Below are 23,105 nucleotides of genomic sequence, written 5' to 3'. Positions count from 1 at the left end.
GAAAGACTTCGCCATGAGCACGAAATTCACCGAGGTGCCGCATCGCGGCCTGATCACCCTGTCGATCATGCTGGCGACGATCATGCAGGTGCTCGACACCACCATCGCCAACGTCGCCCTGCCCACCATGACCGGCGACCTCGGCGCGAGCCAGGACACGATCACCTGGGTGCTCACCTCCTACATCGTCGCGGCCGCGATCATGACGCCGGTCACCGGCTGGCTGTCGGACCGGCTCGGCCGGCGAGAGCTGTTCCTCACGGCGATCGTCGGCTTCACCGTCACGTCGATGGCCTGCGGCCTGTCGTGGAACCTCGAATCCATGGTGTTCTTCCGCCTGCTGCAGGGCCTGTTCGGTGCGGCGATCGTGCCGCTGTCGCAGACCTTCCTGCTCGACATCAACCCGAAGGAGCGGCACGGCTCGGCCATGGCGATGTGGGGCGCCGGCATCATGGTCGGCCCGATCATCGGCCCGACGCTCGGTGGCTGGCTGACCGAGACGCTCGACTGGCGCTGGGTGTTCTTCATCAACCTGCCGGTCGGCATCGTCGCCTTCCTCGGCTGCGCTGCCTACCTCCCCCGGATCGCGCAGCGGCTGCGCCGCTTCGACTTCTTCGGATTCGCCATGCTCGCGCTCGGCGTCGGCGCGCTGCAGCTGATGCTCGACCGCGGCGGCGAGGTGGACTGGTTCTCCTCTCCCGAGATCTGGATCGAGCTCGGCCTCGCCATCACCGGCTTCTGGGTCTTCGCCATCCACCTGATGACCGGACGCGACACCTTCATCGACCCCGCGATCTTCACCGACCGCAACTTCGTGGCCGGCCTGGTCTTCATCTTCGTCGTCGGGATCATCCTGCTGGCCAGCCTGGCACTGCTGCCGCCGATGCTGTCGAACCTGTTCAACCATTCGACGATCCTGACCGGGCTCGTGATGGCGCCGCGCGGCGTCGGCACCATGATCTCGATGATCCTCGTCGGTCGGCTCGTACGGCTGGTCGACGCGCGGCTCCTGGTGGTGACCGGCCTGGCGCTGACGGCGTGGTCGCTGCACGACATGACTCAGTTCTCGCCGCAGATGGACGATCACCTCGTCATCCTGTCGGGCGTGATCCAGGGCCTCGGCCTCGGGCTGGTCTTCGTGCCGCTCTCCACGGTCGCCTTCGCGACGCTCGCGCCGCACCAGCGCACCGACGCGGCAAGCCTGTTCAGCCTCGTCCGCAACATCGGCTCCTCGATCGGCATCTCGATCGTGACGGTGATGCTGACGCGCAACGTCCAGATCAACCATGTCGAACTGTCGGCCGGCATCAACCCGTTCAACCCGGTGCTCGGAACGCTCTATCCGGCCGCCGCCGCCGGCAACCCTGCCGCCCTCTCCCAGGTCGACAAGCTGGTCAACGCGCAGGCACTGATGATCGCCTATGTCGACGACTTCAAGCTGATGATGATCGTCACGCTCTGCGCCATCCCGCTGGTGGTCTTCCTGCGCAAACCGCCTTCCGCCGGTGCCGCCGCGCCCGCTGCCGCCCACATGGACTGAGCAGGCGGAGTCAGCGCAGCAGCACGGGCAGCTCGGTGGTGTCGCGGATCTCTTCCATCACGAAGGAGGCCGAGACGTCGCTGAGCGGTACCTTCGCGATCAGGCGCTGGTAGAGCCGGTCGTAAGCCTTCACGTCGGCGACGCGGGCGCGCAGGACGTAGTCGAGGTCACCCGACATCCGGTAGACGCCGGTGATTTCCGGCAGCGAGGTCACCGCTTCGCGGAACTGTCTCAGCCAGTCCGGCTCATGGCGCGAGGTGCGCACCAGGATGAACACCGAGAGGCCGAACCCGAGCTTCTCCGGATCGACGAGCGCGACGCGGGCGCGGATCACGCCGCGCTCCTCCAGGAGCTTGACGCGGCGCCAGCAGGCATTGCGCGACAGGTGCACGCGCTCCGCGAGCTGTTCGACCGACAGCGAAGCGTCGACCTGCAGCTCGGCGAGTATCCGTCGATCGGTCGTATCGATATCATCCGCCATCTTGGGATTTTCTCCCAAGGTAGCCTCTGATGCAATGGCAGATTGGGATGAATTCCGCTGCATCGAAGGATACAAGGTCCATGCCCGACTGCACGGAGGAACACATGTCGACCCGCCTTGCGAATTTCTTCACCGCGCATCCGGCCACCGTCGGAGAGAGCTATCTCGGCCACTTGGGTTTCGCCGCATGGTTCGCCTCGCGCCTGTTCCTGGCCGGCGGTGCCGCGCTCGTTCACGCATTCTTACCCTTCTTTTTCGAAACTACGGCCAGCCGAATCGTCCGCGAGCTCCACCAGCGGATCGACAAACGAAAGTAGACCGACGATGTGCCGCTGGGCCGCCTATCTGGGCGAAGAAGTCTTTCTCGAGGAGATCGTCACCGCGCCCTGCCATTCGCTCATCGCCCAGAGCCACAGCGCGCAGGAGGCAAAGACCGCCACGAACGGCGACGGCTTCGGGCTTGCCTGGTATGGTGAACGGCCGGAACCCGGCCTCTACCGCGACATTCTGCCCGCCTGGTCCGACCCCAATCTCAAGAGTCTCTGCCGGCAGATCCGCTCCGGTCTCTTCCTCGCCCACGTTCGTGCCGCGACGGGCGGCGCCACCAGCCGCGCCAACTGCCACCCCTTCGTGCACGGACGCTGGTCCTTCATGCACAACGGCCAGATCGGCGGCTTCGAGCGGCTGCGGCGATCCCTCGAGACGCGCCTGTCCGACGAGGCCTATGGAGCCCTGGAGGGCTCGACGGACTCGGAACTCTTCTTCCTCCTGATGGTCGAGGAGGGCCTCGATCACGACCCGCTCGGGGCGACCCGTCGCGCGGTGCTCGCTGTGCGCGAGGCCGCAGCCCGGGCGGGAATCGATCCGATGATCCGTCTGACTGCCGCCTTCTCCGACGGTCGCCGGCTTTATGCGGTACGCTTTGCGACCGACGCTCATGCGCCCACGCTCTACACGGCGCCGTTCCGGACCGGCGGACGCTGCCTTGTGTCGGAGCCTTTCGACCGGGCGTGCGCCGACTGGCAGGCGATCCCCTCGGACAGCTTCGTCGAAGCCGCGCCGGACGGTATCAGCGTCACTCCTTTCACAGTCGAGCCAGCGGCGCTCGCACTTGTGTTCCCGCGAGCCGGCGCGCTTCTTCCGCAGCGACGCCGTTCGGTGTAAGTACGGACAGAAGCGTCCGGAACCGCCGGCGCCTGCCGGAACCGGAGCCTTGACCATGTCGACACCGGAAATGCCTCGCTTTGTCGGCCGGACCGGTGCCTGCGGTCTTTCCGGCGTCGCCGTCATCCTGCTCCTTGCCGTCTGGGCCTTGCTGCCGGCTCTCGCTGCCATCACGCCCGCGAAGGCCGCCGACTGCCGCAGTCAGCCCGCACCCGGGGCGGATTGGCAGGATTGCAACAAGAGCAACATCGTGATCCGCGGCGCCAATCTTTCGGGCGCGAACCTGACCGGGACGGATCTGTCGATGACCGACCTCCGATCGACGACGCTCACCAATGCGAAGCTGCAGAAGGCGACGCTGATCCGGTCCTCGCTGGCAGGCGCGGACGCGACGGGCAGCGACTTCTCCCGGGTGGAAGCGTATCGCACGAGCTTCGCCGGCATCGTGGCCCCGGGGACGACCTTCTCCAGCGCCGAACTGCAGCGGGCTGACTTCAAGGGCGCCGAACTCACCAATGCGGATTTCGAGAAGGCCGAACTCGGCCGCGCGGACTTCGATGGCGCTTCGATCGGCGGTGCGCGGTTTGCCTATGCCAATCTCTCGCGCGCCCAGTTCACCGGCGCGATCGTCGACGCTCCCGCCGACTTCGCCGGAGCCTTCATGTTCCTCACCCGCATCGAAGGCGTCGACCTCTCGGCCGCGACCGGCCTTGCACAGGCTCAGGTGGACCTTGCGTGTGGCGACGCGGCGACCAGATTGCCCGCCGGCCTCAGCATGCCTTCCACCTGGCCCTGCACATTCGACTAGGCGGAACGGCGCGCTCCCGGGCTTCGCGCGGTGCCCCAACGTGTTCCTTCACGTTTTGTTGGGTTGCACAGGTGGAACTGGGCTGGTGCGGCGCGGTTGGCAGGGGGACTCGAAGGAGACCCCCTATGCACGCAACCGAAAGACCCCTGGCTCTCGTCACCGGTGCCTCGAGCGGGATCGGACGAGAACTTGCTCGCCAGTTCGGCCTGAACGGGCACGACGTGATCATGGCAGCAGACGGGCGTGAGAAGCTCGAGGAGGCGCGCATGCGCCTCCAGGGAGACGTGCCTGCAGCCCGCTTCGAGACATTGGTCGCCGACCTCTCGACCCGCGAAGGCGTGGATCGTCTGTATCGTTCGCTGGGCGCGCGACCGATCGCCGTTCTGGCGGCGAATGCCGGCGGCGGTGTCGCCGGCAGGTTCTCCGAGACCGATCTCGATGATGAGCTGTCGGTGATCCAGCTCAACGTCTCCGGGCAGGTTCATCTCGTCAAGCTCGTGCTGCGAGACATGCTGGCGCGCGGAGAAGGCCGGATTCTCATCACGTCCTCGCTGGTGTCGCTGTCCCCTGGTCCATTCATGGCAATCTACGCCGCGACGAAGGCTTTCCTCCGGTCCTTCGGACTCGCGATCCGCAACGAGCTCGAACACGCCCCCGTGACGGTGACGGTCCTGATGCCTGGCGCCACCGAAACGGACTTTTTCGAGAGCGCCGACATGGAGGACACCAATATCGCCCAGGGCGCCAAGGACGATCCGGCCGACGTGGCGAAGGAGGCATACGAAGCCCTCATGAAGGGCTCCGCGCAGGTGGTGAGCGGGACGGCCAACAAGCTGCGCGCCGCCGCCGCCCGGATCACACCCGATACGGCGCTGGCTCAGATCAACCGCGACCAGGCACGCAGCGAAGACGGCCGGCAGGATTGAACGGTCCCCGTCGCGCGAGCACGTTCCGCGCCTCGAAACCGTGCGCGGCGTGATGGTGACGGCCGGCGTCACCGGTCTTGCGGTTCTCGACCGTGGGGATGGAATGCCCTCAGTCGATTGCGCGGCGCACGAACGGGCGCGCCATGTCCGCCTGCGGTGCAGACCCGTCAGTCGAGGTTCTTGCGGATGAAGGCTCCGGTCGCTGCAATCAGTTCGTCCACCTGCTCCACGCCTGCGAAGGCGTTGAAGACGTGGTCCATCTCGCGCACGAACAGTTCCTCGTCACCGGTATGGTAGTCGAGCAGGACCTGTCCCGATACGGGCTGCGGGTACACCACGTCGTCCTTCGTGCCGACGGCGACGAAAAGTGGTCCCGAGTAGCGGGTGATCTCGGCGACGGGATCGACCGCATAGAGGCTCTCGAAGAAGCCCGACTTGAGGGCGATCTCGGCGCCCCAGGGCAGCGTCACCGTCACCGGCTGATCCTTCGCGGCCAGCCCTTCCTTGAACTTCTCCGCCCCGAACATGAGCGCGATGGCCGAGGCCATGTTCGTTCCGGGCGCCCAGAGCGCGACGGCGTCGAGGGTCTCGCCGGCGCGCGCCGCCACGGCGGCTCCGACCGCACCGCCCATGCTCCAGCCGACCAGGCCCAGCCGGCTGGGATCGACGCGGCCGCTACGCGCCAGCCAGTCCAGCGCGGCGAGGCCGTCGGCGATATGCGCCTCGAGGGTGGAATCGGCGAACTCGCCGTCGCTGTCGCCATTGTACCGGTAGTCGATCCGCAGGCTGGCGATGCCCTCGGCCGACCACAGACGCGCCGCGCGGGCATAGATGCCTTCCTTCACGGACGGAATCTCCAGTTCGTCGCGGCTTCCCGTGAAGCCGTGAAGCAGGAGGACCGCCGGCGGGTTCGCGACTCCCTCCGGCATGTTCAGCGTTCCGACCACGGTCATGCCGCCGACGGAGAAGGTCACGCGCTCCTCCGCTGCCCGGGCGAACACGGGAACGGACAAGAGAGCGGCGGTCAGAACGAGGCGTGCGAGCATGGCGATTCTCCGGAGTTCGACGATCTGGTCCGCGCTAGCGGCGATGCAACTGTCTGCGCATCCGCAGGCGGCGTAAAGATCGAACTTGACCGTCCGGCGTCCAGCAGAGGAATCGACGAATCGCGACCGGATAAGCCGAGACCTGGCGACGCCGAGAAATTCCCGTTCGACACCCCGGTGCTGCGCGGCTATAAGCCCGCGCATCAACGGACATCCTCATTCATGGCAGACAGCATCGAACAGGCGGTGGCTCGCCGCCGCACCTTCGCGATCATCGCGCATCCGGACGCCGGCAAGACCACCCTCACTGAGAAGCTGCTCCTGTTCGGCGGCGCGATCCAGCTCGCCGGCGAGGTGAAGGCGAAAAAGGACAAGATCCAGACCCGGTCGGACTGGATGAAGATAGAGCGCGAGCGCGGCATTTCGGTCGTCACCTCGGTGATGACGTTCGAATATGGCGACAACGTCTTCAACCTGCTCGACACGCCCGGACACGAAGATTTCGCCGACGACACCTATCGCACGCTGTCGGCGGTCGACAGCGCGGTGATGGTCATCGATGCGGCCAAGGGCATCGAGCCGCGGACGCTGAAGCTGTTCGAGGTCTGCCGCCTGCGCGACATTCCGATCGTCACCTTCGTCAACAAGATGGACCGCGAGGCGCGCAACACCTTCGAGATTCTGGACGAAATCGAGGAAAAGCTGGCGCTCGACACCGCCCCCATCACCTGGCCGATCGGCCAGGGCAAGACCTTCTCCGGAACCTACCATCTGGCGCAGAACGCCATCCGCCACGGCGACGCTGAAGCAGAGCGCACCAAGGTCAACGGCCCCGACTCCAACCGCGTTGCCGGGCTGCTTCCAGAGAACGAGCGCGAAGCCTTCATCGAGGAACTGGAGCTTGCCCGCGAAGCCTGCCGGCCCTTCGACCTCGCCGCCTTCCGGGAAGGCCACCTCACCCCGGTCTTCTTCGGTTCGGCGCTGCGCAATTTCGGGGTGCGCGACCTGATCGAAGCGCTGGGCGACTGGGCGCCGCCGCCGCGGGCGCAGGAGGCCGATACGCGCACGGTCGAGGCGACGGAACCGGCCATGAGCGCCTTCGTCTTCAAGATCCAGGCCAACATGGATCCGAACCACCGCGACCGCATCGCCTTCGTCCGGGTCTGCTCGGGCGAGCTGAAGCGCGGCATGAAGGCGAAGCTCGTGCGCACGGGAAAGCCCATGAGCTTGTCCGCCCCGCAGTTCTTCTTCGCGCGCTCGCGCATCACCGCGGACGAGGCCTATGCCGGCGACGTGGTGGGCATTCCCAACCACGGCACGCTGCGGATCGGCGATACGCTGACCGAGGGCGAGGAATTCCTGTTTCGGGGCGTGCCCAACTTCGCACCCGAGATCCTCCGCCGCGTCCGGCTCGGCGACCCGATGAAGGCCAAGAAGCTGAAGGACGCGCTGCAGCAGATGGCCGAGGAAGGCGTGGTGCAGCTGTTCTCGCCCGAGGACGGATCGCCCGCGATCGTCGGCGTCGTCGGTGCGCTGCAGATCGACGTGCTGAAGGAGCGGCTCAACGCCGAATACGGGCTGCCCGTCGAGTTCGAAATGGCGCGCTTCTCGGTCTGCCGCTGGATTTCCGCCGACACCAAGGCCGACCTCGAGCGCTTCGTGGAGAGCCATCGCGGCGACATCGCCCGCGATCTCGACAACGACCCGGTCTTTCTCGCCCCGCACGAGTTCGGGCTCCGATACGAGGCCGAGCGCTGGAAGCAGATCCGTTTCGCCTCGATCAAGGACTACCAGGTGCGCGACGCGGCGTGAGGCGGGCAGGCCTCAGCCGGTGACGACCAGGGCCAGACCCGGCACGCGCTTGATGAGACTCCTGTCCTTGACGAGGATGTATTCGAGATTGTGGCGGGCCGTGCGGGCGTGCTCCCGGGCGAGCGCCTCGGCGCGGGAGCCTTCGCGGGCGGCAATCGCCGACACGATCGCGCGGTGCTGTTCCTGCGCGCCGGTCAGCGACCGGCGGAAGGCATCGATGTCGGCGCGGTTGGGCAGGAAGGCCGAAGGCGAGGCGAAGGGAAGGCGCGACGCCCGCTCGACTTCGCGACGAACGGTCTCGCTGCCGCAGAGCGCGGCGAGTTCGCGGTGGAAACGGGCGTTCAGCGTTTCGTAGGCGTCGAAGTCGACATGGCCCGGACCCGCGCCGAAGCAAGCATCGAGAAGCCGCACGCATTCGGTGATGCTCTCCAGCGCATCCGGCTCGACTCCGCGTTCGGCCGCCAGCCGTGCCGCCGTGCCCTCCATCACGCCGCGCAGTTCGATCGCGTCGATGACGTCCGACATCGCAAAGGAGCGAACGATGAAACCGCCGCCGCGCACGCGGTCGAGCAGTCCCTCCTCGGCCAGCCTCGACATGGCTTCGCGAACGGGCGTGCGCGAGATCTTCAGATCCTCGGCCAGCGGCACTTCGAACAGGCGCATGCCCCCCGGCAGGTCGCCCGAAATGATCTTCTTGCGCAGTTCGATGAGCGCCCGGGTGGCGTGTGTGTTGGCCGACTGGTCCATCTTATCCCCTCGTTCAGAGGCAGAATGTATACACCACGCCGCCCGCAAGCGCCATTTGGTCTCGCCAGTGGCAGTCCGTGGCGATTGACCGGCATCAATGTGAAGACCTTCGCCGGGTGCTCCTCTTGCACCGAAACGGAGGATCTTTCCCATGAGCTACCGCAGCATCCTCGTCCAGATCGATATCGACGGGGCGAACGAACCCCGAATACGCTTCGCCAGGGAGATCGCGCGCCGTTTCGATGCGGCCTTGATCGGCTTCAGCGCCGCGCAGCCTCATCCGGCAGTCGCGCCCATGGACGGTGCGATCGTTGCCGGCGAGCTCGTCCGGCGCGAGACCGAGGAGATACAGGCGCGTCTCGACGAAACGGCACGTGTCTTCGCGGAAACTGCCGGTATCGACGCTCCCTTCCACGGGCTGGTTGGCGACCCGACACGCAGCCTGACCGAAATGGCACGACGGGGCGACCTGATCGTGACCGGTCCCCGCGACGACCGGTACGGGCGCGATGGCTATCGCGCGGTCGATCTCGGTGCACTCATCCTGTCCGCCGGTCGGCCGGTGCTCGTCGCGACCAGGAACCACGCTGCCCTGAAGGGAGACCGGGTCCTGGTGGCCTGGAAGGACACACGCGAAGCGAGGCGCGCGGTCGTTGACGCGATGCCCTTCCTGAAGACGGCGCGCGAAGTGGCGGTCGTCACCGTTGAGGAAGACGACCGGCATCACGCCCGACAGAGCCTTGCCGATGTCGTGGCCTTCCTCGCGGCGCATGGCGTGACCGCCCGCGCGGATTGCCTCATGCCTGCCGACGAGGAGTTCGGCGACACGCTCTCGACGGCCGCCTTCGAGATGGGCGCCGATCTCGTGGTTTCGGGTGGTTATGGTCACAGCCGGTTGCGTGAATGGGCCTTCGGCGGCGTAACGCGGCGCCTTATCGAGGCCAGCTCGACCAACCGGCTGTTCTCGAACTGATCGGCGCCGGCCGACTCACCTACGGACGAATCGCCGGTGCGGACGCTCGGCACCTCGCTCAGCAGGCTCGATAGGCGGCGATGACGAAGTGGGTCGGAGAATCCGGCAGATCGTCATTGGCGATGGCAGGCAAGTCGGTTGTCCGGGGCAGGTCCGGCCGGTCCGGCCCGGTCGGGATGCCGGGATTGCTGAAGCTCGCCAGTTCGGCTTCCAGTGAGTCGAGAACGTCGTCGAGGGCGGTCGCCGGCGAAATCATCATGTCCGCTCCATCCATCCCAAACGGAGCCACCTGCACCGGTGGCGACGTCCGGTATAGTACAGAAGCCTTTCGGGATCATTGACGCAGCGTCACGTCACGTCAATTCGTCACCCGTCCGGTTCCGTGGACGCTCCTGACGAAAAACCCGCACGGATGTCGTTCTAAAGAAAGGGCAATCCCATCAGCAGGGACATCTGCGGATTTGTCGTGGGTACGGCTCGCGGACGCAGATTCCCCGCGCCTGCTTCGATGATGCGGATTGCCCGCCGCGGGCTTTCGACTTCGGTCCGAAATCCGGGAGGCGGCGTCGGAGACCTCACAGCAGAGCGCATACGGTCTTGGTCTCCAGATAGTTTTCGAGACCCTGCGCGCCGTTCTCGTACCCCCAGCCGGACTGCTTGTGGCCACCCTTGGGCAGTTCTGGCGAAAAATAGGAATGACAGTTGATCCACACGGTTCCGGCGCGGATGCGGGCAGCGGTCAGGTGTGCAGCCGACAGATCACGGGTCCAGACGCTTGCAGCCAAGCCGTAGGGCGTGTCGTTGGCCAGTGACAGGGCTTCATCGACCGTGTCGAAGGGGGTGACGGCAACCACCGGGCCGAAGATCTCTTCCCGCATCATGCGCATGGAAGCCGTCGCGCCGGTGACGACCGTGGGCGTGAAGAAAGCACCGTCCTGGACGCCGCCCGAAACGATCTCGGCCCCTTCGGCCGATCCGTCGGCGACATAGGCGGCGACACGCGCGGCCTGTCCGGTGCTGACGAGCGGCCCCAGGTCTGTATCGGCATGGAGGCCGTGGCCGAGCCGGAGCGCACGGGCTTCCTTGACCAGACCCTCGACGAGGCGGTTGCAGACGGAGCGATGGGCATAGACGCGCGAGCCGGCGACGCAGACCTGACCGGCATTGGCAAAAATGCCTCGCGCAATGCCGGGAACCGCCAGTTCCATCTCCGCGTCCGGCAGCACGATCGCCGGCGACTTGCCGCCGAGTTCCAGCGTCAGCTTCTTCAGGTTGCCGCGCGCCGCGCCGACGATGAGCTTCCCGACCTCGGTCGAGCCGGTGAAGGCGACCTTGTCGACACCCGGATGCGCCGTCAGCGCCGCACCGACGGTTTCGCCGAGGCCGGTCAGGATGTTGACGACGCCTGCGGGCAGCCCTGCCTCGACGAGGATTTCGCCGAGCCGCAGGGCCGTCAGCGAGGTTTCCTCGGCAGGCTTGAGCACGACGGTGCAGCCCGCGGCCAGCGCCGGCGCGAGTTTCATGGCGGCCATCAGCAGAGGCGAGTTCCAGGGCGTGATCGCCGCAACCACGCCGATCGGTTCACGACTGGTATAGGCGAAGATTTTCCGGCCAGCCGGCTGATGCGCGATCGACGTGGGGATCGTCGAGCCGAGTATCTTGTTCGCATAACCGGCAAAATACCGGAACTGATCGGCCGATGCCGGTATCTCTCCCAGCCGCGCCGTCTTCAACGGCTTGCCCTGGTCGAGCACCTCGAGCTCGGCGAGTTCATCCGCATGGCGGTCGATCAGGTCTGCGATGCGCCAGAGCAGCTTCCCGCGCGAAGAGGGCGTCATGCCACGCCATGCATCGCTCTCGAAGGCTGCGCGGGCGGCGGCGACAGCGTCGTCGACGTCCGTCTCGGTCGCCTGCGCCAGCCGTGCCAAGAAAGCACCGTTCGCCGGATCGAAGGTCTCGAAGCGCCCTTTGTCCGACGCGTCGCGCCATGCGCCGCCGATGAGGATCTGTTTGTCGGCCCGGTCGAGAAACGCCCGCGCCGCATCTCCTGGCTGCGCCGGCTGTACGTGGACGTTCATGCGGATTCTCCGGTGGGATCGGCACGTGCGGCGTGCAGCGCCTCTGCGGCTCTGCGCGCGCCCCTGATGATGGAATGATAGCCGGTGCAACGGCAGATGTTGCCTTCGAGCCCCGCGCGGATGTCGGCGTCGCTGGCGAGGGGATCGCGGCGCAGCAGCGCCAGCAGCGCCATGACGAACCCCGGCGCGCAGTACCCGCACTGAAACGCGTTCTCGGCCGCGAGCGCCTCGCGGAGAATGACCGCATCCTCGTCCGCATCGAGCCCCTCCGGCGTGACGACGTCGCGCGCGTCGAGTTGCCAGAGCATCAGCAGGCAGGCATTGGCAGGTTCGCCGTCGAGCAGCACGGTACAGGCACCGCAGCGTCCGACCGCGCAGCCCTTCTTGGCGCCGACGAGGGCCAGATCGTCGCGCAGACAGTCGATCAGCCGCCTGTCGGCCGGCGCGAGGAGATTTCGCGGCTCGCCGTTGAGACGAATGGTGACGGCGATGTCGTCCAGCCCGCTCATCGCGCATCTCCCAGCCGGTCCAGCATCCACTCCGGATCGAACGGCGCCACGGCCGGCCAGTGGCCTGTCGCATCCGCCACCGCATTGGCGATGGCTGGGGAAACGGCAGCGAGTCCCAGTTCGCCGGTGCCGCGCGGGCCGAACGGATCGCCGGGATCGAGATCCTCCAGAGCGAAACACGCCATGGTTTCGGGCGCATCGGCTATGCCGGGCATCATGTAGCCGTCGAGATTCGTGGCGTCATGCCGGCCTCCCCGCATCGTCGCATCCTCGGTCAGCGTGAAGCCCAGCGCCTGGACGCCTCCCCCTTCCAGCTGACCGAGATAGGCCGCCAGATCGAGCATCGGACCGGCCGCGGTATGCTGGTTCAGGTCGAGGACACGCACCTGGCCGGTGATCCGGTTCACCGCGACACGCGCGACCACCGCGCCGTTGGCGAAGATCAACCGGGCGTTGCCGGTAAAGACGTCGGACTTCGGAAATTCGAAGCTGGTGCCGGCGAAGGGCAGGTCTTCGGCGGGCAGGGCGCGGGCGAGGTCGGCAAAGGAGATGGCGAGTTCGCCGCTGTTCGATCCGCGTTCGGCGATGCCGCCTGGCGCCACGGCGAGCGACGACGGGTCTCGCCCGAGCAGCCGGCCCGCGGCACGGCAGAGCGCCTCGGCCAGCGGCTTCGCCGTCGTCTCGGCGACGCGCCAGACGACATAGGTGCCGCGGCTCGCCGTGGTGGAACCGGAGTCGGGTGCTGCTCCGGTATCGCCGGTCACCGGCCGCACGTCGGCGCGCGCGCAGCCCAGCGCCTGCGCCACCGCGCCCTGGATCGACGTCAGCAGGCCCTGGCCCATCTCGTCGAGCCCGTAGAGCGCCTCGATCGCCCCGTCGGGCGAAAGCCTCAGCGCCCCGCCGGCCGGGTCAGGCGGCAGCGTGCCGAGGCCGTTGCCCTGGTAGGCGAGCGCCCAGCCGGTGCCGACGACCTCGGCCCCGTCCGCCGACGGCCCTCGCGGCTTGCTCCAGAGCGGATCGGCCATCGCCGCCGCCAGCATCTCGTCGAGCCGCTCCGACCCGGACACCGTCTGGCCGAGATAGCCCTTCATGCCGGGGCGGCGCATGTTGCGGGCGCGGATCGCGAAGGGATCCAGGTCGGCCGCCGCCGCCAGCCGGTCCATCTGGCATTCGACGGCATAGGTCATCTGGTTCGCGCCGAAGCCGCGGAAGGCGCCGCAGACGCCGTTGTTGGTGTAGGCGAGCCGGCCGCGGGTACGCACATTGTCGACGAGATAGGGACCGCAGGCATGTTCGAGCGCGGTCTCGAGCACGCCGGGTCCAAGCGAGGCATAGGCGCCGGCGTCGGCCAGCACCTCGACCTCCTGCGCGACCAGTCGCCCCTCGGCGTCACAGCCCGTGCGCATGCGGATCGTCATCGGGTTGCGCTTCTGGCCGGCGAGCACGCTTTCGGCGCGGTCGAGCTGGATGCGCACCGGCTTTCCCGTCTTCAACGCGAGCAGCGCCAGCGCCGGCTGGACGGAGAGTTCGTCCTTGCCGCCGAAGGCGCCGCCGGTCGGCGAGGTGACGACACGGATCGTCTCCTCCGGCCGGCCGAGGATGCGCGCGAGCTGCATGCGGTCGCGGGCACCGTGCTGGCCGCCGGCCGCCACGAAAAGCGTGCCGTCGGGCTCCACCGTCGCGAAGCCGCCCTCGGTCTCCATGAAGCCGTGCATCTGGCGCGGCGTCACGTAGACGTCCTCGACCACATGCGCCGCCATCCGGAAACCGGCCTCGACGTCGCCGCGCGTCAGGCCCAAGTCCGTGCGCAGATTGCCGCCGGCGTGCACCGTCGGCGCGTCGTCCTGCAGGGCGGCCTTCGGATCGTCGACCAGCGGAAGCGGCTCGTAGGCCACTTCGATCAGGTCGAGCGCGCGGGCGGCGGTCTCGGCGTCGATGGCGGCGACCGCTGCCACCGCGTCGCCGACGTGACGCACCGTGTCGAAGCACAGCGCCGGCTGGTCCTGCATCACGATGCCGAAGGCATTCTGCCCGGCGACGTCGCGGTGGGTGACGACGGCGGCGACGCCCGGCAAAGCCTCGGCCGCCGCCGTATCGATCGACAGGATGCGGGCGTGCGGAAGGCCGGCGCGCTTGATCCGGGCCACCAGCATGCCCGGTTCGCGGCGGTCGGTCAGGTAGTGCAGGCGGCCGGCGATCTTGTCCGGACCGTCGGGTCGGACCTGCCACCGGTCACCTGCCTGCGCGCGCGAAAGCTGCAGCTCGCCTGAAGGCGCCACCCTTTTTGTAAGTGAATACTGACGTTTTTCTGCAGGCGTCGCTGACGCGTCAGGACCATGCAGCCCATGGACCAGAGCCTTCGCGGCCACCATCCTGCGATAGCGGGCCGACCGGAAGGCATCTCCGGGCGCATCGATGGATTCGACCAGCACGTCATGGAGTTCCGTCCAGTCGATATCGTCGAGCCGGGCGTTCTGGAGAATCGATTCCGACTGCGACAGGCGCGATGGCGCGACGATGCCGCTGCCGACGGCGAGCCTCGCCGCGACCACACGACCGTCCGGCACGTCGAGCAGGCCTGCCGCAGAAATGATTCCGGGGCTGAATGCCGCGCGCAGGCCGATCTTGCGCCAGATCCAGCGGTTCCCCCGAGGCTGCGCCGGAACCGACAGCGCCTGCAGCAGGACGGGTCCAGTGAAGGGCCGACGCAGGAAGGAGGCCAGCGGCAGCATGGACGATCCCGCCTCGGTGGCGACGCAGGCGTGGGCATCGAGCGCGAGCAAGGCCGGTATGAGGCACCCGGTGCCGCTGGCGACATTGCCGCCGATGGTGGCGAGCGTGCGCACCGCCGGTCCGGCCGTCGTACGGATCGCTGCGGCCAGAAGAGGAAGACAGGCGCCGACCGTCGCATCCCGCAGGAGATGGGCGAGCGGCGTCAGGGCGCCGATCCGCAGGCGCGCACCGTCGGACGACACACCGCGCAGGTCTGCCAAGGCGCCGAGATCGATCATGCGGGAGGGCTTCGGCTCGCCCCGCGCCCATTCGAGCTGAAGCGACGTGCCGCCGGCGACGCAGCGCGCGCCCGGCTCCGCTGCCATGACGAGCGCCTCTTCGGTCGTTCGCGGACGACGCAGGCCGGGTGCAGGGAGGACGGCGAGCGTCACGCGGCACCCGCCGTCGTGCCGAAGCGGAGGCCTTTCTCCTTCAGCCAGCGGCGATAGGCGATCGAGGAGGAGTCGGCGCGTGTCGGGATTTCCGCCCGGGGCTCCAGCGGCAGGAGCAGCGGCCGCTGGTTTTCCACGATGATGCGGTCCTGCAGGAAGATCACCTGTTCGAAGCGCAGCAGGGCGGTCTGGGTGGAGACGGAATCGACGAGGTACATCACCGGCTGGGCACGGCAGAGATCTTCCTCCAGCGGCTGGATGAACAGCGCGATGGCATCGAGCCGATCGGGCGCGGTTGGGCAGACGCGGTAGAGCATCACCACGAAAGGACTCGGCACCCGATAGGTCAGGTGCACGTAGTCGCCCTTGTCCTCGGTGGCGGCGATGCGCGGCTGGAAGAAGGTGCAGTTGGTCGCCCAGACCTCGTCGACGTCGCGGCGGATCTCGCTCAGATAGTGCGGCACCTCGGTGTGCGGTTCGGAACCGAGAATGTCGGTGTGGACGAAGGGGAAATGCGCCATGTCGAGAAAGTTCTCGACCACGCGCAGGCCGGAGGCGCGCATCGTCACCCAGCCGCAGGGCACGAAGCGGCGGTCCGGCTCGGCCGCCTCGGCGATCTCGACGATGCCGCGGTTCGGACGGCCGAGCGTGGTGAAGACGCAGCCATAACGCTCCTCGACCGGCAACGCCGGGCCGCGGCCGCCGTCGTCGAGGATCTCGCGGATCACGGGCGCGCCGGCTGCGTCGCGAAACAGCTCGATGTCCTGCCCCAGCAGGCGCGTACGCACCGGTGTTGCGGTCAGGTCGGCAGCCGTCTCCACGGCGTACCAGTCGTCGAGGGCTGCCCTGTCGGTGGTCTTCATGGTGTGGCGCTCCGGTTCAGCTCTCCTTGGTCCACTGTCTGGTGCCCTCGGCGTGATCGGCAAGCCATGCGGCGCGACGGGCGAAGAGGCCCGGCGCGACGGCGTGGATCTCGGCCAGGATCTCGGTCATCGAGGCGGTCTTCAGTTCGCCGTCCTCGACCAGGATCCGTCCGTCGACCATGGTCATCGACACGTCGCCGCCGCGCACGGCGTGGACGAGATTGTGCTGCAGGTTGAAATACGGTCCCTCCGGGAAGAACGGCGTCATGCGCGGGGTGTCGGTCCGCACGGCGATGATGTCGGCGCGTTTGCCGACCTCGATCGAGCCGATCTCGTGATCGAGGCCGACGGCCTTCGCGCCGAGGATGGTTCCCATGCGCAGCACCTGCCAACTGTCCATCGCCGCGGCGTCGAGATGCTTCAGCTTGCCCAGCAGCGAAGCCACCTTCATCTCCTCGAACATGTCGAAATTGTTGTTCTCCTTCTCGCCGTCGGTGCCGATGCCGACCGGTACGCCCACGGCCAGCATCTCGGCGATGGGCGCGATGCCGCTGGCGAGCTTCATGTTGGAGACCGGATTGTGGGCGACCGAGACTGGCCGCCCTGCGATCAGATCCACTTCCGCCTGGTCGAGCCAGACGGCATGGGCGATCATGGCGCGCGGGGTCTCGAAGAAGCCGAGATCGTCGAGCACGAACATCGGCCGCTTGCCGTAGCGCTTCTGGAACTCGGCGAGCTCGATCTCGGCCTCGCTGCAATGGGTGTGGAAGCCGGTGCCGTGGCGCTTCGCCATCTCGACCGCCCGCCGCTGCGCGGCTTCGTCGGCGTAGAAGAGATGCTCCAGCCCGACCCAGACGTTGACGCGCCCGCCGGCCTTGCGGTGCCAGCCCTCGATCAGCGCCTCGTTCATGTCGAGCGTGTCGAAATAGTCATAGTCCGGGTGCTCGCCGACATAGGGAACGGCCACCAGCCGGTTGCCGATCGCCTCGGCGGCCCTCGCACTGCCGTTCATGAAGCGCCACATGTCCACCACCGTGGTCGTGCCGCCGAGCACGGACTCGGCATAGCAGAGCCAGGACGCGGCTTGCGCCTCGTGCGGCTGCAGCATGCGGTGCATCGGGTTGATGTGCAGCGTCAGCCAGTCCCACACCGGCAGGTGCTCGGCCGTGCCGCGCAGGAAGCCGGAATGGGCGTGGGCGTTGACGAGGCCGGGCATCAGCACCGTTTTCGGCAGCGGTTTCACCGCGACGTGCGGGTGCGCGGCAACGAGCGCGTCGCGCGTGCCGACCGCCGCGATGCGCCCGTCTTCGACCAGCACGGCGCCGCCGACGACGACGCGGTCCTGCGCATCCATGGTGAGCAGCGCGTCCGCTGCCAGGATGAGTGCCTGCATCATGGGCGTCGGTCCTCTGGTCTGCCGGCGCATCGCCAGCCGGTTTCGAAAAAAGCAAGCCTCATGCCAGCCCCAGCACGAAGCTCGCCGCGCGCTCGCCGATCATGGTCGTCGGCGCGTGGGTGTTGCAGGTGGGGATGACCGGGATGACCGAGGCGTCGGCGACCGTCAGGCCGTCGAGCCCGCGCAGCGACAGCCGGCTGTCCACAACGGCGAGATCGTCCTCGCCCATCCGGCAGGTGCCGCAAGTGTGGAAGAAGGTCGAGCAGGCCTCCTTCAGAAAGGTCTCCGCCTCTGCGCGGGAGAGCCGCCGGTCGGGCGCGGCGAAACCGTCGAAGAGATGCGCGTTCACGGGCGCGGCGGCCATGTCCATCACTTGCTCGAGGGCGGCGAGCATCGCTTCGCGATCCTCGGGCTCGGCCAGGTAATTCGGCTGGATCTCCAGCGCGCCGCCGGGCCGGCCCTCGAGCAGGCGCAGATGGCCGACGCTCTTCGAGCGCATCAGCCCGAAACCGAAGGAGAAGACGTCGCCGGACAGGTCGTAGCGGGCGCGCAGCGGCGGCTCGGCGCTGTTGCCCTGCACCGGAAAGGCGTGCAGATCGGGCTGCGGCAGGCCGGGCCGCGATTTCCAGTTCACCATCGAGCCGCCGCCATTGCCGGTGACCGGCCCGAGCGGTCGTTTCGAGCGGACGACGCAGGCCTGCGCCAGCGGATGGTCCTGCAGGTTGCGCCCGACGCCGGGCAGGGCATGGACAAGGGGAAGGCCGAGGCGGGCGAGTTCGGCCGGATCGCCGATGCCCGACAGCATCAGGAGCCGCGGCGTGTCGATCGCGCCCGCGGCCAGCACCACGCGATCGTGCGCACGGGTCTCGACCACCTTGCCATCGACCAGGTGTCGGACGCCCACGCAACGACCGTTCTCGATCAGCAGCGAGATGGCAAGCGATTCCGTCACCACCGTCAGGTTCGGGCGGTCGAGAATCGGCCAGAGATAGCCGGTCGCAGAACTCCAGCGCCGTCCGCCAGCGATGTTGAAGTTGGAGCGCGCGGCGCCTTCGTTGTCGGGGCCGTTCGGGTCGTCGATCACCGGGATGCCGATCGCCGCTGCGCCGTCGATCAGCGCCTGAGCGACGGGATGAATCTCCGTCTCGCGTTCGATACGAAGCGGACCGCCGGCGCCGCGAAATTCGGTCTCGCCGTCCTCCCAGTCCTCGCACTTTCGAAAGTACGGGAGGCAGTCGGCAAAGCTCCAGCCCGCCGCTCCGGCCGCCTCCCAGATGTCGTAGTCCATCGGGTGGCCGCGATACCACATCATCGCGTTGATCGCCGTCGAGCCGCCGAGCACCCGCCCGCGCGGAATTCCGATGACGCGGCCATCGACGTGCGGCGCAGGGGCGTAGTCGTAGCCCCAGTCCCAGCGGCTGCGCATCAGCGGCACCCACTGCGCGGGATCCTCGATCTCTTCGACGCCGATGCCCGCCGGTCCCGCCTCGACCAGCAGTACCGCGACGCCGGCATCGACCAGCCGCCGCGTCACCGCCGCGCCGCCGGAACCGGAGCCGACGACGATCACGTCGTAGCCCCCGGCAAGCGGTTTCATCGGGAGGAGGGGCAAAGCGGTCATGTCATCGCCTGCCCGGTCAGTTGTGCTCGCTCGGACCCATGATCACAATGCCTTCCGTCGCTTCGACATGGCGCACGAAGATGTACTTGTCCTCTCGGCCGTCGGAATGCTTGCGCTTGATGCCGGGCTGCAAGATGCCGTCGACCTTGGCGACGACGACATAGGGCACGTCGGCCTTCAGTCCGGCCTCGCAATGGGCATCGAAATCCTCGACGGTGCGCACCGTGTAGGCGTGCTCGACGCCCGCGCCGCGGGCGATGGCGGCGAGGTCGACGCGGCCGAAGGCGGTGTGGGTGGGCGGGCCGCCGATCGACTGGTAGCGCTCGTTGTCCCAGACCACGACGAAGAGGTTCTTCGGCTGCTCGTTGCCGAGCGTGGCGAGGATGCCGAGGTTGAACAGCAGCCCGCCATCGGTGTCGAGCGAGACGATGCGCCGGTGCGGCAGGCCGGCCGCCAGCCCGAAGGCCTGCGGCGTGACGCAGCCGAGCTGCTGCTGGAAGAGGCTCGCCTCGCGCATGTGCGGCGCGGCGTTGTACCATTCGTCCACCGAGCCGCCGAGCGACAGGATGACCAGCTCGTCCTTGAGGCGCTTGCCTAGCGCCGTCATGCAGTCGTAGCGCTTCATCGCACCACCTCTCCGCCGAGCGCGATCGCCGAATGATAGTAGGAAGCGTAGGACCAGGCGTAGGCATCGACGATCGCGCGCTCGATCGCCTCCTCCTCGCGCACCACCCGGTAGGGAATGCGCAGCGCGTCGAGCACAGGCTCCATGGTGATGCCGTGCGGGATAGCCCACCAGTTGTTCTCGCCGAGCTCGCCGCGATAGCTCATCAGCATCACCACGGGGATGCCGGCGCCGAGCCCCATGCGGGCGAGCGGCTCCACCGAGGCGCGGAGGCCGGAGTTCTCCATCACCAGCGCCGCCCGTTTGCCCGACAGGAAGACGCCGCCGCAGATCGCCGCGCCCTCGCCCTCGTTGGTGACGCGGATGGTGCGGATGTCCGGATCGGCGTCGAGCGCCGGATAGAGTTCCTTGAACAGGGAATCCGGCAGGTAGCAGACGATCGACACGCCCGCCTTCTTCAGTCCCCTGATCACCGCGTCGACGGCGCTCTGCTTCATGTCCGGTTCTCCATGCGCGATGACGCTCGCAAATAGGACTTGTTCTGAATAGACTGATTTTCTGCGTTCAATTGATGCGTATAACGCAACAACTATTCCTCCAGTCGCTCGACTGCCCGCGCGAGCACCGCAGCGAAGGCCGAGGCCGCCTCCGACATCTCGCGCTCGCCGCGGGTGAGCAGCATCAGTCGCCGCGGAGGCACCTTGGGATCGCGCAGCGGCACGAAGATCAGACTTCCTTCGGCCAGTTCCCGCTCGACGCCGAGACGCGTCTGCAGCGCCGTGCCGAGGTTGCGGCGGGCAAGGTCGCCCATTAGCGCGATCGAGTTGGTGCGGGTGCGGCGGGTGAGATCGATGATGGAGCGGTTGATCGCCTCGTTGACCGAGAGTCCGAGCGCAAGGCTCGCGTCCGACAGGATCACCTGCTCGCCCGAGAGATCGAACAGCTTCAGCTCCTTGCGATCCGCGAAACGGCTGGACGGATGTGCGACGACACCGACCGGCAGCAATGCCGTCGCAAGTCGGCGCACGGTGCGGGGGACGCGGATGTCGAAGGCGATGGCGGCATCGCATTCCCCGTCGGCCACCGCGTCGCAGGCCTGTTGCGAACTCGCAACCCGTACGTCGACGGTGATCAGCGGATGCTTCGACCAGAACGCCTCCAGCGCATCCGGCATCAGCCCGCGCGCGGCGCTTTCCACCACCGCCACCGTCAGCGCGCCGCGATTGAGGCCGCGCAGGTCGTTGATCTCCGACCAGGCGCGCGACAGTTCCGACGTGCTCAGCCGCGCATGGTAGAGCAGCAGTTCGCCGGCGCTGGTGAGCTTCAGGCGCTGGCGCACCCGCTCGAACAGCGGCGTGCCGATCTCGTCCTCTAGCCCCTTGATCACCCGGCTGATCGAGGACGGCGCGACGTTGAGCACCTGGGCCGTCTGGCGCACCGAACCGAGCCGCGCCACCAGCTGGAAGTAGTGGAGGCGCGGCGAAACCAGCCCGGAGCGGAAGAGGTCCATCAGGCCGGTTCCACCAGCGGCACGATCTCCATCTGCGGTACCAGCACGAGGCCCTTGTCGGTGATGCGGATCTCGGGGATGACCGACAGCGGGATCAGGTTGAAGCCCATGTAGGGGATGGTGCAGCCGGCGGCATCCCACTGCGTCTTCATCAGCTTCACCTCCTCGGCCACCTCCGTCACGCGCTTGTCGGAGAGCAGACCCGCGATCGGCAGCTCGACCATGGCGGTCACCTCGCCGTCGACCACCACGCAGACGCCGCCCTGCGTCTTCTCCAGCGCGCGCAGCGCCACCTGCATGTCTGCCTCGCTGACGCCGGCCAGGATGATGTTGTGGCTGTCGTGGCCGACCGAGGAGGCGACGGCGCCGCGGGTCAGGCCGAAATTCGACAGCAGCCCGTGCGCGACGTTGCCGTCCGATTTGCCGTGCCGCTCCACCACGGTGACGAAGCACAGGCCGTGCCGCTCGAAATGCGCCTGCCAGTCGTTCGCCGGCTCCAGCGCGATCTTCTGGTGGCCGAGCGTGATGCCGGGCAGTTCGGTGCGGATGGCATTGACCGTGACCGGACCCGTCGGCAGGTCGGGCACGAGCCTGATCTCCTTCGGCAGCCTGACGGTGTGGTAGGCGGCTTCGGGGTAGCGGTAGCGCGCCGAAAGCGCGGCATCGAGCACCGGCGTGATCGCGCGATTCTCCACCACCAGCTCGCCGCCATACCAGGTGCTGACCGGCTTCATGCCGTCGTCGAGCAGGACGAGGTCGGCGCGCCGGCCGCCGCCCATGCCGCCCACCTCGACCTCGACGCCGAAGCGGGTCGCGCCGTGCAGCGAGCCCATGCTCCAGGCCTGCTCTGGGCTCATCCCGGCCTTGATCGCCTCGCGAACCACCCAGTCCTGGCCGAACAGCAGCAGGTCGTCGGCGTCGCGGTCGTCGGTGCAGACCGCGATGCGCTTGTGCGAGGCGCCGAGCTCGGTCACCGTGCGGATCGCCTGCGGCAGCGAGTGCCAGGGCGTGGTCGGCGGCCCGCCGCGCAGGAACAGCCAGATGCCCGCCTCCAGCATGTCGTCGGCGATCTCGCGGTCGATCGCCTCGTGCGTGTCGGTGACGCCGGACGCGGCATAGGCGGAGACGAATTCGCGGCCATAGACGTGGCCGGACACCGGACGCCCGCGCTGCAGCGCCGCGGCGAGGATGGCGTGGCTGCGCTCGTCGCCCATCGCCACCTGCACGAAATCCATCTTCTCGCCGAGCGCCAGCGCCTCCGGCCATTTGTCGAACAGCGCGCCGATCTTGTCGGCGGTCAGGTCGCCGCCCGCCGTCTCGAGCGCGGCCGAGGTGGCCGGCACGGTGGACGGCACGGTGAGGAAGATCGACAGCGGCGCCTGGCGCGCGTCCTCCAGCATCGCCTCGACGCCGGCCACGTCCATGACGTTGCCGATCTCGTGGCTGTCGCAGAAGATCGTGGTCGTGCCGTTGAGCAGCGCTGCCTCGGCATAGGCGCAGGCCGTCACCATCGAGGATTCGATGTGGATGTGCGGGTCGACCAGTCCGGGCGCGACGATGCCGCCCTTCGCGTCGTAGCGCTTCGCGCCGCCCTTGTGGCTGCCGGCCGGCTTGACGGCGGCGATGCGGCCGCCGGCGATCCAGACCTCGCGCTCGGGCAGGATGCGCTCCGAATAGGTCGACAGCACGCGCGCCCCGGCGATGACGAGGTCGGGATCCGCCCGTCCAGAGGCGACGGCGGCGAGGTGGCGCGTCATCATGTGCAGCGGCGCGACGGAGAAGCGGGTGAGCGGAGCCATGGTGATCCTCGTGTCTGTCGTTGCGACCGGCCGCGCCGGCTGG

The 23,105-nt window shown here is 67.8% G+C and carries 21 protein-coding genes; 7 read left to right on the top strand and 14 right to left on the bottom strand.

Annotated features, from left to right (window positions below; genetic code table 11):
- Positions 1–13: 13 nt before the first annotated feature.
- On the top strand, positions 14–1,540 hold the full coding sequence (locus IAI54_RS21380) for a DHA2 family efflux MFS transporter permease subunit (protein WP_187969106.1): 1,527 nt from the start codon (positions 14–16) through the stop codon (positions 1,538–1,540).
- A gap of 10 nt (positions 1,541–1,550) precedes the next feature.
- Here the strand turns inward: IAI54_RS21380 and IAI54_RS21375 are convergent, their stop codons facing one another.
- Positions 1,551–2,021, bottom strand: a complete 471-nt coding sequence (locus tag IAI54_RS21375; protein ID WP_187969105.1) for an Lrp/AsnC family transcriptional regulator — start codon at positions 2,019–2,021, stop codon at positions 1,551–1,553.
- A 104-nt stretch (positions 2,022–2,125) separates the two neighbouring features.
- Here IAI54_RS21375 and IAI54_RS21370 point away from each other — a divergent pair, with 104 nt between their 5' ends.
- The 4 genes from IAI54_RS21370 to IAI54_RS21355 all read left to right on the top strand — a co-directional run bounded on the left by IAI54_RS21370 (position 2,126) and on the right by IAI54_RS21355 (position 4,919).
- Positions 2,126–2,338, top strand: a complete 213-nt coding sequence (locus IAI54_RS21370; RefSeq protein WP_187969104.1) for a DUF6356 family protein — start codon at positions 2,126–2,128, stop codon at positions 2,336–2,338.
- Positions 2,339–2,345: 7 nt separating this feature from the next.
- A complete protein-coding gene (locus IAI54_RS21365; protein WP_187969103.1) occupies positions 2,346–3,185 on the top strand; it encodes a class II glutamine amidotransferase in 840 nt (279 codons plus the stop codon).
- Positions 3,186–3,255: 70 nt separating this feature from the next.
- Entirely contained in the window at positions 3,256–3,993 is a 738-nt protein-coding gene (locus tag IAI54_RS21360; RefSeq protein WP_187973282.1) for a pentapeptide repeat-containing protein, read from the top strand.
- A 71-nt stretch (positions 3,994–4,064) separates the two neighbouring features.
- Positions 4,065–4,919, top strand: a complete 855-nt coding sequence (locus tag IAI54_RS21355) for an SDR family NAD(P)-dependent oxidoreductase (RefSeq protein ID WP_235679130.1) — start codon at positions 4,065–4,067, stop codon at positions 4,917–4,919.
- A gap of 167 nt (positions 4,920–5,086) precedes the next feature.
- Here IAI54_RS21355 and IAI54_RS21350 read toward each other — a convergent pair whose 3' ends face one another.
- A complete protein-coding gene (locus IAI54_RS21350; protein ID WP_187969102.1) occupies positions 5,087–5,965 on the bottom strand; it encodes an alpha/beta hydrolase family protein in 879 nt (292 codons plus the stop codon).
- A 222-nt stretch (positions 5,966–6,187) separates the two neighbouring features.
- Between IAI54_RS21350 and IAI54_RS21345 the strand changes: the two genes are divergently transcribed.
- Positions 6,188–7,777 (top strand): peptide chain release factor 3, encoded by a 1,590-nt coding sequence (locus IAI54_RS21345; RefSeq protein ID WP_187969101.1) that lies wholly within the window; start codon positions 6,188–6,190, stop codon positions 7,775–7,777.
- 12 nt (positions 7,778–7,789) lie between these two features.
- Here IAI54_RS21345 and IAI54_RS21340 read toward each other — a convergent pair whose 3' ends face one another.
- Positions 7,790–8,524, bottom strand: coding sequence for a GntR family transcriptional regulator (locus tag IAI54_RS21340; RefSeq protein ID WP_187969100.1), 735 nt, complete (start codon positions 8,522–8,524; stop codon positions 7,790–7,792).
- 151 nt (positions 8,525–8,675) lie between these two features.
- Here IAI54_RS21340 and IAI54_RS21335 point away from each other — a divergent pair, with 151 nt between their 5' ends.
- The gene (locus IAI54_RS21335) at positions 8,676–9,497 is read left to right on the top strand and encodes a universal stress protein (protein ID WP_187969099.1); all 822 of its coding nucleotides are present in this window, start codon (positions 8,676–8,678) and stop codon (positions 9,495–9,497) included.
- 58 nt (positions 9,498–9,555) lie between these two features.
- Here the strand turns inward: IAI54_RS21335 and IAI54_RS21330 are convergent, their stop codons facing one another.
- The 11 genes from IAI54_RS21330 to IAI54_RS21280 all read right to left on the bottom strand — a co-directional run bounded on the left by IAI54_RS21330 (position 9,556) and on the right by IAI54_RS21280 (position 23,062).
- A complete protein-coding gene (locus IAI54_RS21330; protein WP_187969098.1) occupies positions 9,556–9,756 on the bottom strand; it encodes a hypothetical protein in 201 nt (66 codons plus the stop codon).
- 316 nt (positions 9,757–10,072) lie between these two features.
- Positions 10,073–11,575 (bottom strand): aldehyde dehydrogenase family protein, encoded by a 1,503-nt coding sequence (locus IAI54_RS21325; RefSeq protein WP_187969097.1) that lies wholly within the window; start codon positions 11,573–11,575, stop codon positions 10,073–10,075.
- Positions 11,572–12,084 carry a (2Fe-2S)-binding protein gene (locus IAI54_RS21320; protein WP_187969096.1) on the bottom strand — a complete coding sequence of 171 codons (513 nt, stop codon included), beginning with the start codon at positions 12,082–12,084 and terminating at the stop codon, positions 11,572–11,574. Before IAI54_RS21320 ends, IAI54_RS21325 begins: the two co-directional genes overlap by 4 nt.
- On the bottom strand, positions 12,081–15,182 hold the full coding sequence (locus IAI54_RS21315; protein WP_187969095.1) for a molybdopterin cofactor-binding domain-containing protein: 3,102 nt from the start codon (positions 15,180–15,182) through the stop codon (positions 12,081–12,083). Before IAI54_RS21315 ends, IAI54_RS21320 begins: the two co-directional genes overlap by 4 nt.
- 62 nt (positions 15,183–15,244) lie before the next feature.
- Positions 15,245–16,111 (bottom strand): aromatic ring-hydroxylating oxygenase subunit alpha, encoded by an 867-nt coding sequence (locus tag IAI54_RS21310; protein WP_187969094.1) that lies wholly within the window; start codon positions 16,109–16,111, stop codon positions 15,245–15,247.
- A gap of 16 nt (positions 16,112–16,127) precedes the next feature.
- Positions 16,128–17,507, bottom strand: a complete 1,380-nt coding sequence (locus tag IAI54_RS21305) for an amidohydrolase family protein (RefSeq protein WP_210321162.1) — start codon at positions 17,505–17,507, stop codon at positions 16,128–16,130.
- Positions 17,508–17,565: 58 nt separating this feature from the next.
- Complete coding sequence (locus IAI54_RS21300) at positions 17,566–19,128, bottom strand: GMC family oxidoreductase (protein WP_235679129.1); 1,563 nt, start codon at positions 19,126–19,128, stop codon at positions 17,566–17,568.
- Positions 19,129–19,144: 16 nt separating this feature from the next.
- Positions 19,145–19,753, bottom strand: coding sequence for a thiamine pyrophosphate-dependent enzyme (locus IAI54_RS21295; protein WP_187969093.1), 609 nt, complete (start codon positions 19,751–19,753; stop codon positions 19,145–19,147).
- Positions 19,750–20,250, bottom strand: a complete 501-nt coding sequence (locus IAI54_RS21290) for a thiamine pyrophosphate-binding protein (RefSeq protein ID WP_187969092.1) — start codon at positions 20,248–20,250, stop codon at positions 19,750–19,752. Before IAI54_RS21290 ends, IAI54_RS21295 begins: the two co-directional genes overlap by 4 nt.
- 92 nt (positions 20,251–20,342) lie before the next feature.
- The gene (locus IAI54_RS21285) at positions 20,343–21,263 is read right to left on the bottom strand and encodes a LysR family transcriptional regulator (RefSeq protein WP_187969091.1); all 921 of its coding nucleotides are present in this window, start codon (positions 21,261–21,263) and stop codon (positions 20,343–20,345) included.
- Positions 21,263–23,062 (bottom strand): adenine deaminase C-terminal domain-containing protein, encoded by a 1,800-nt coding sequence (locus tag IAI54_RS21280; protein WP_187969090.1) that lies wholly within the window; start codon positions 23,060–23,062, stop codon positions 21,263–21,265. The genes IAI54_RS21285 and IAI54_RS21280 overlap by 1 nt, the downstream gene beginning before the upstream one ends.
- Between the last annotated feature and the right edge of the window lie 43 nt (positions 23,063–23,105).

It is taken from the genome of Aquibium microcysteis (assembly GCF_014495845.1).
Lineage (GTDB): Bacteria > Pseudomonadota > Alphaproteobacteria > Rhizobiales > Rhizobiaceae > Aquibium > Aquibium microcysteis.
Note: the sequence above shows the minus strand (reverse complement) of the source record. Positions and strands in the feature narration are given on the sequence as shown.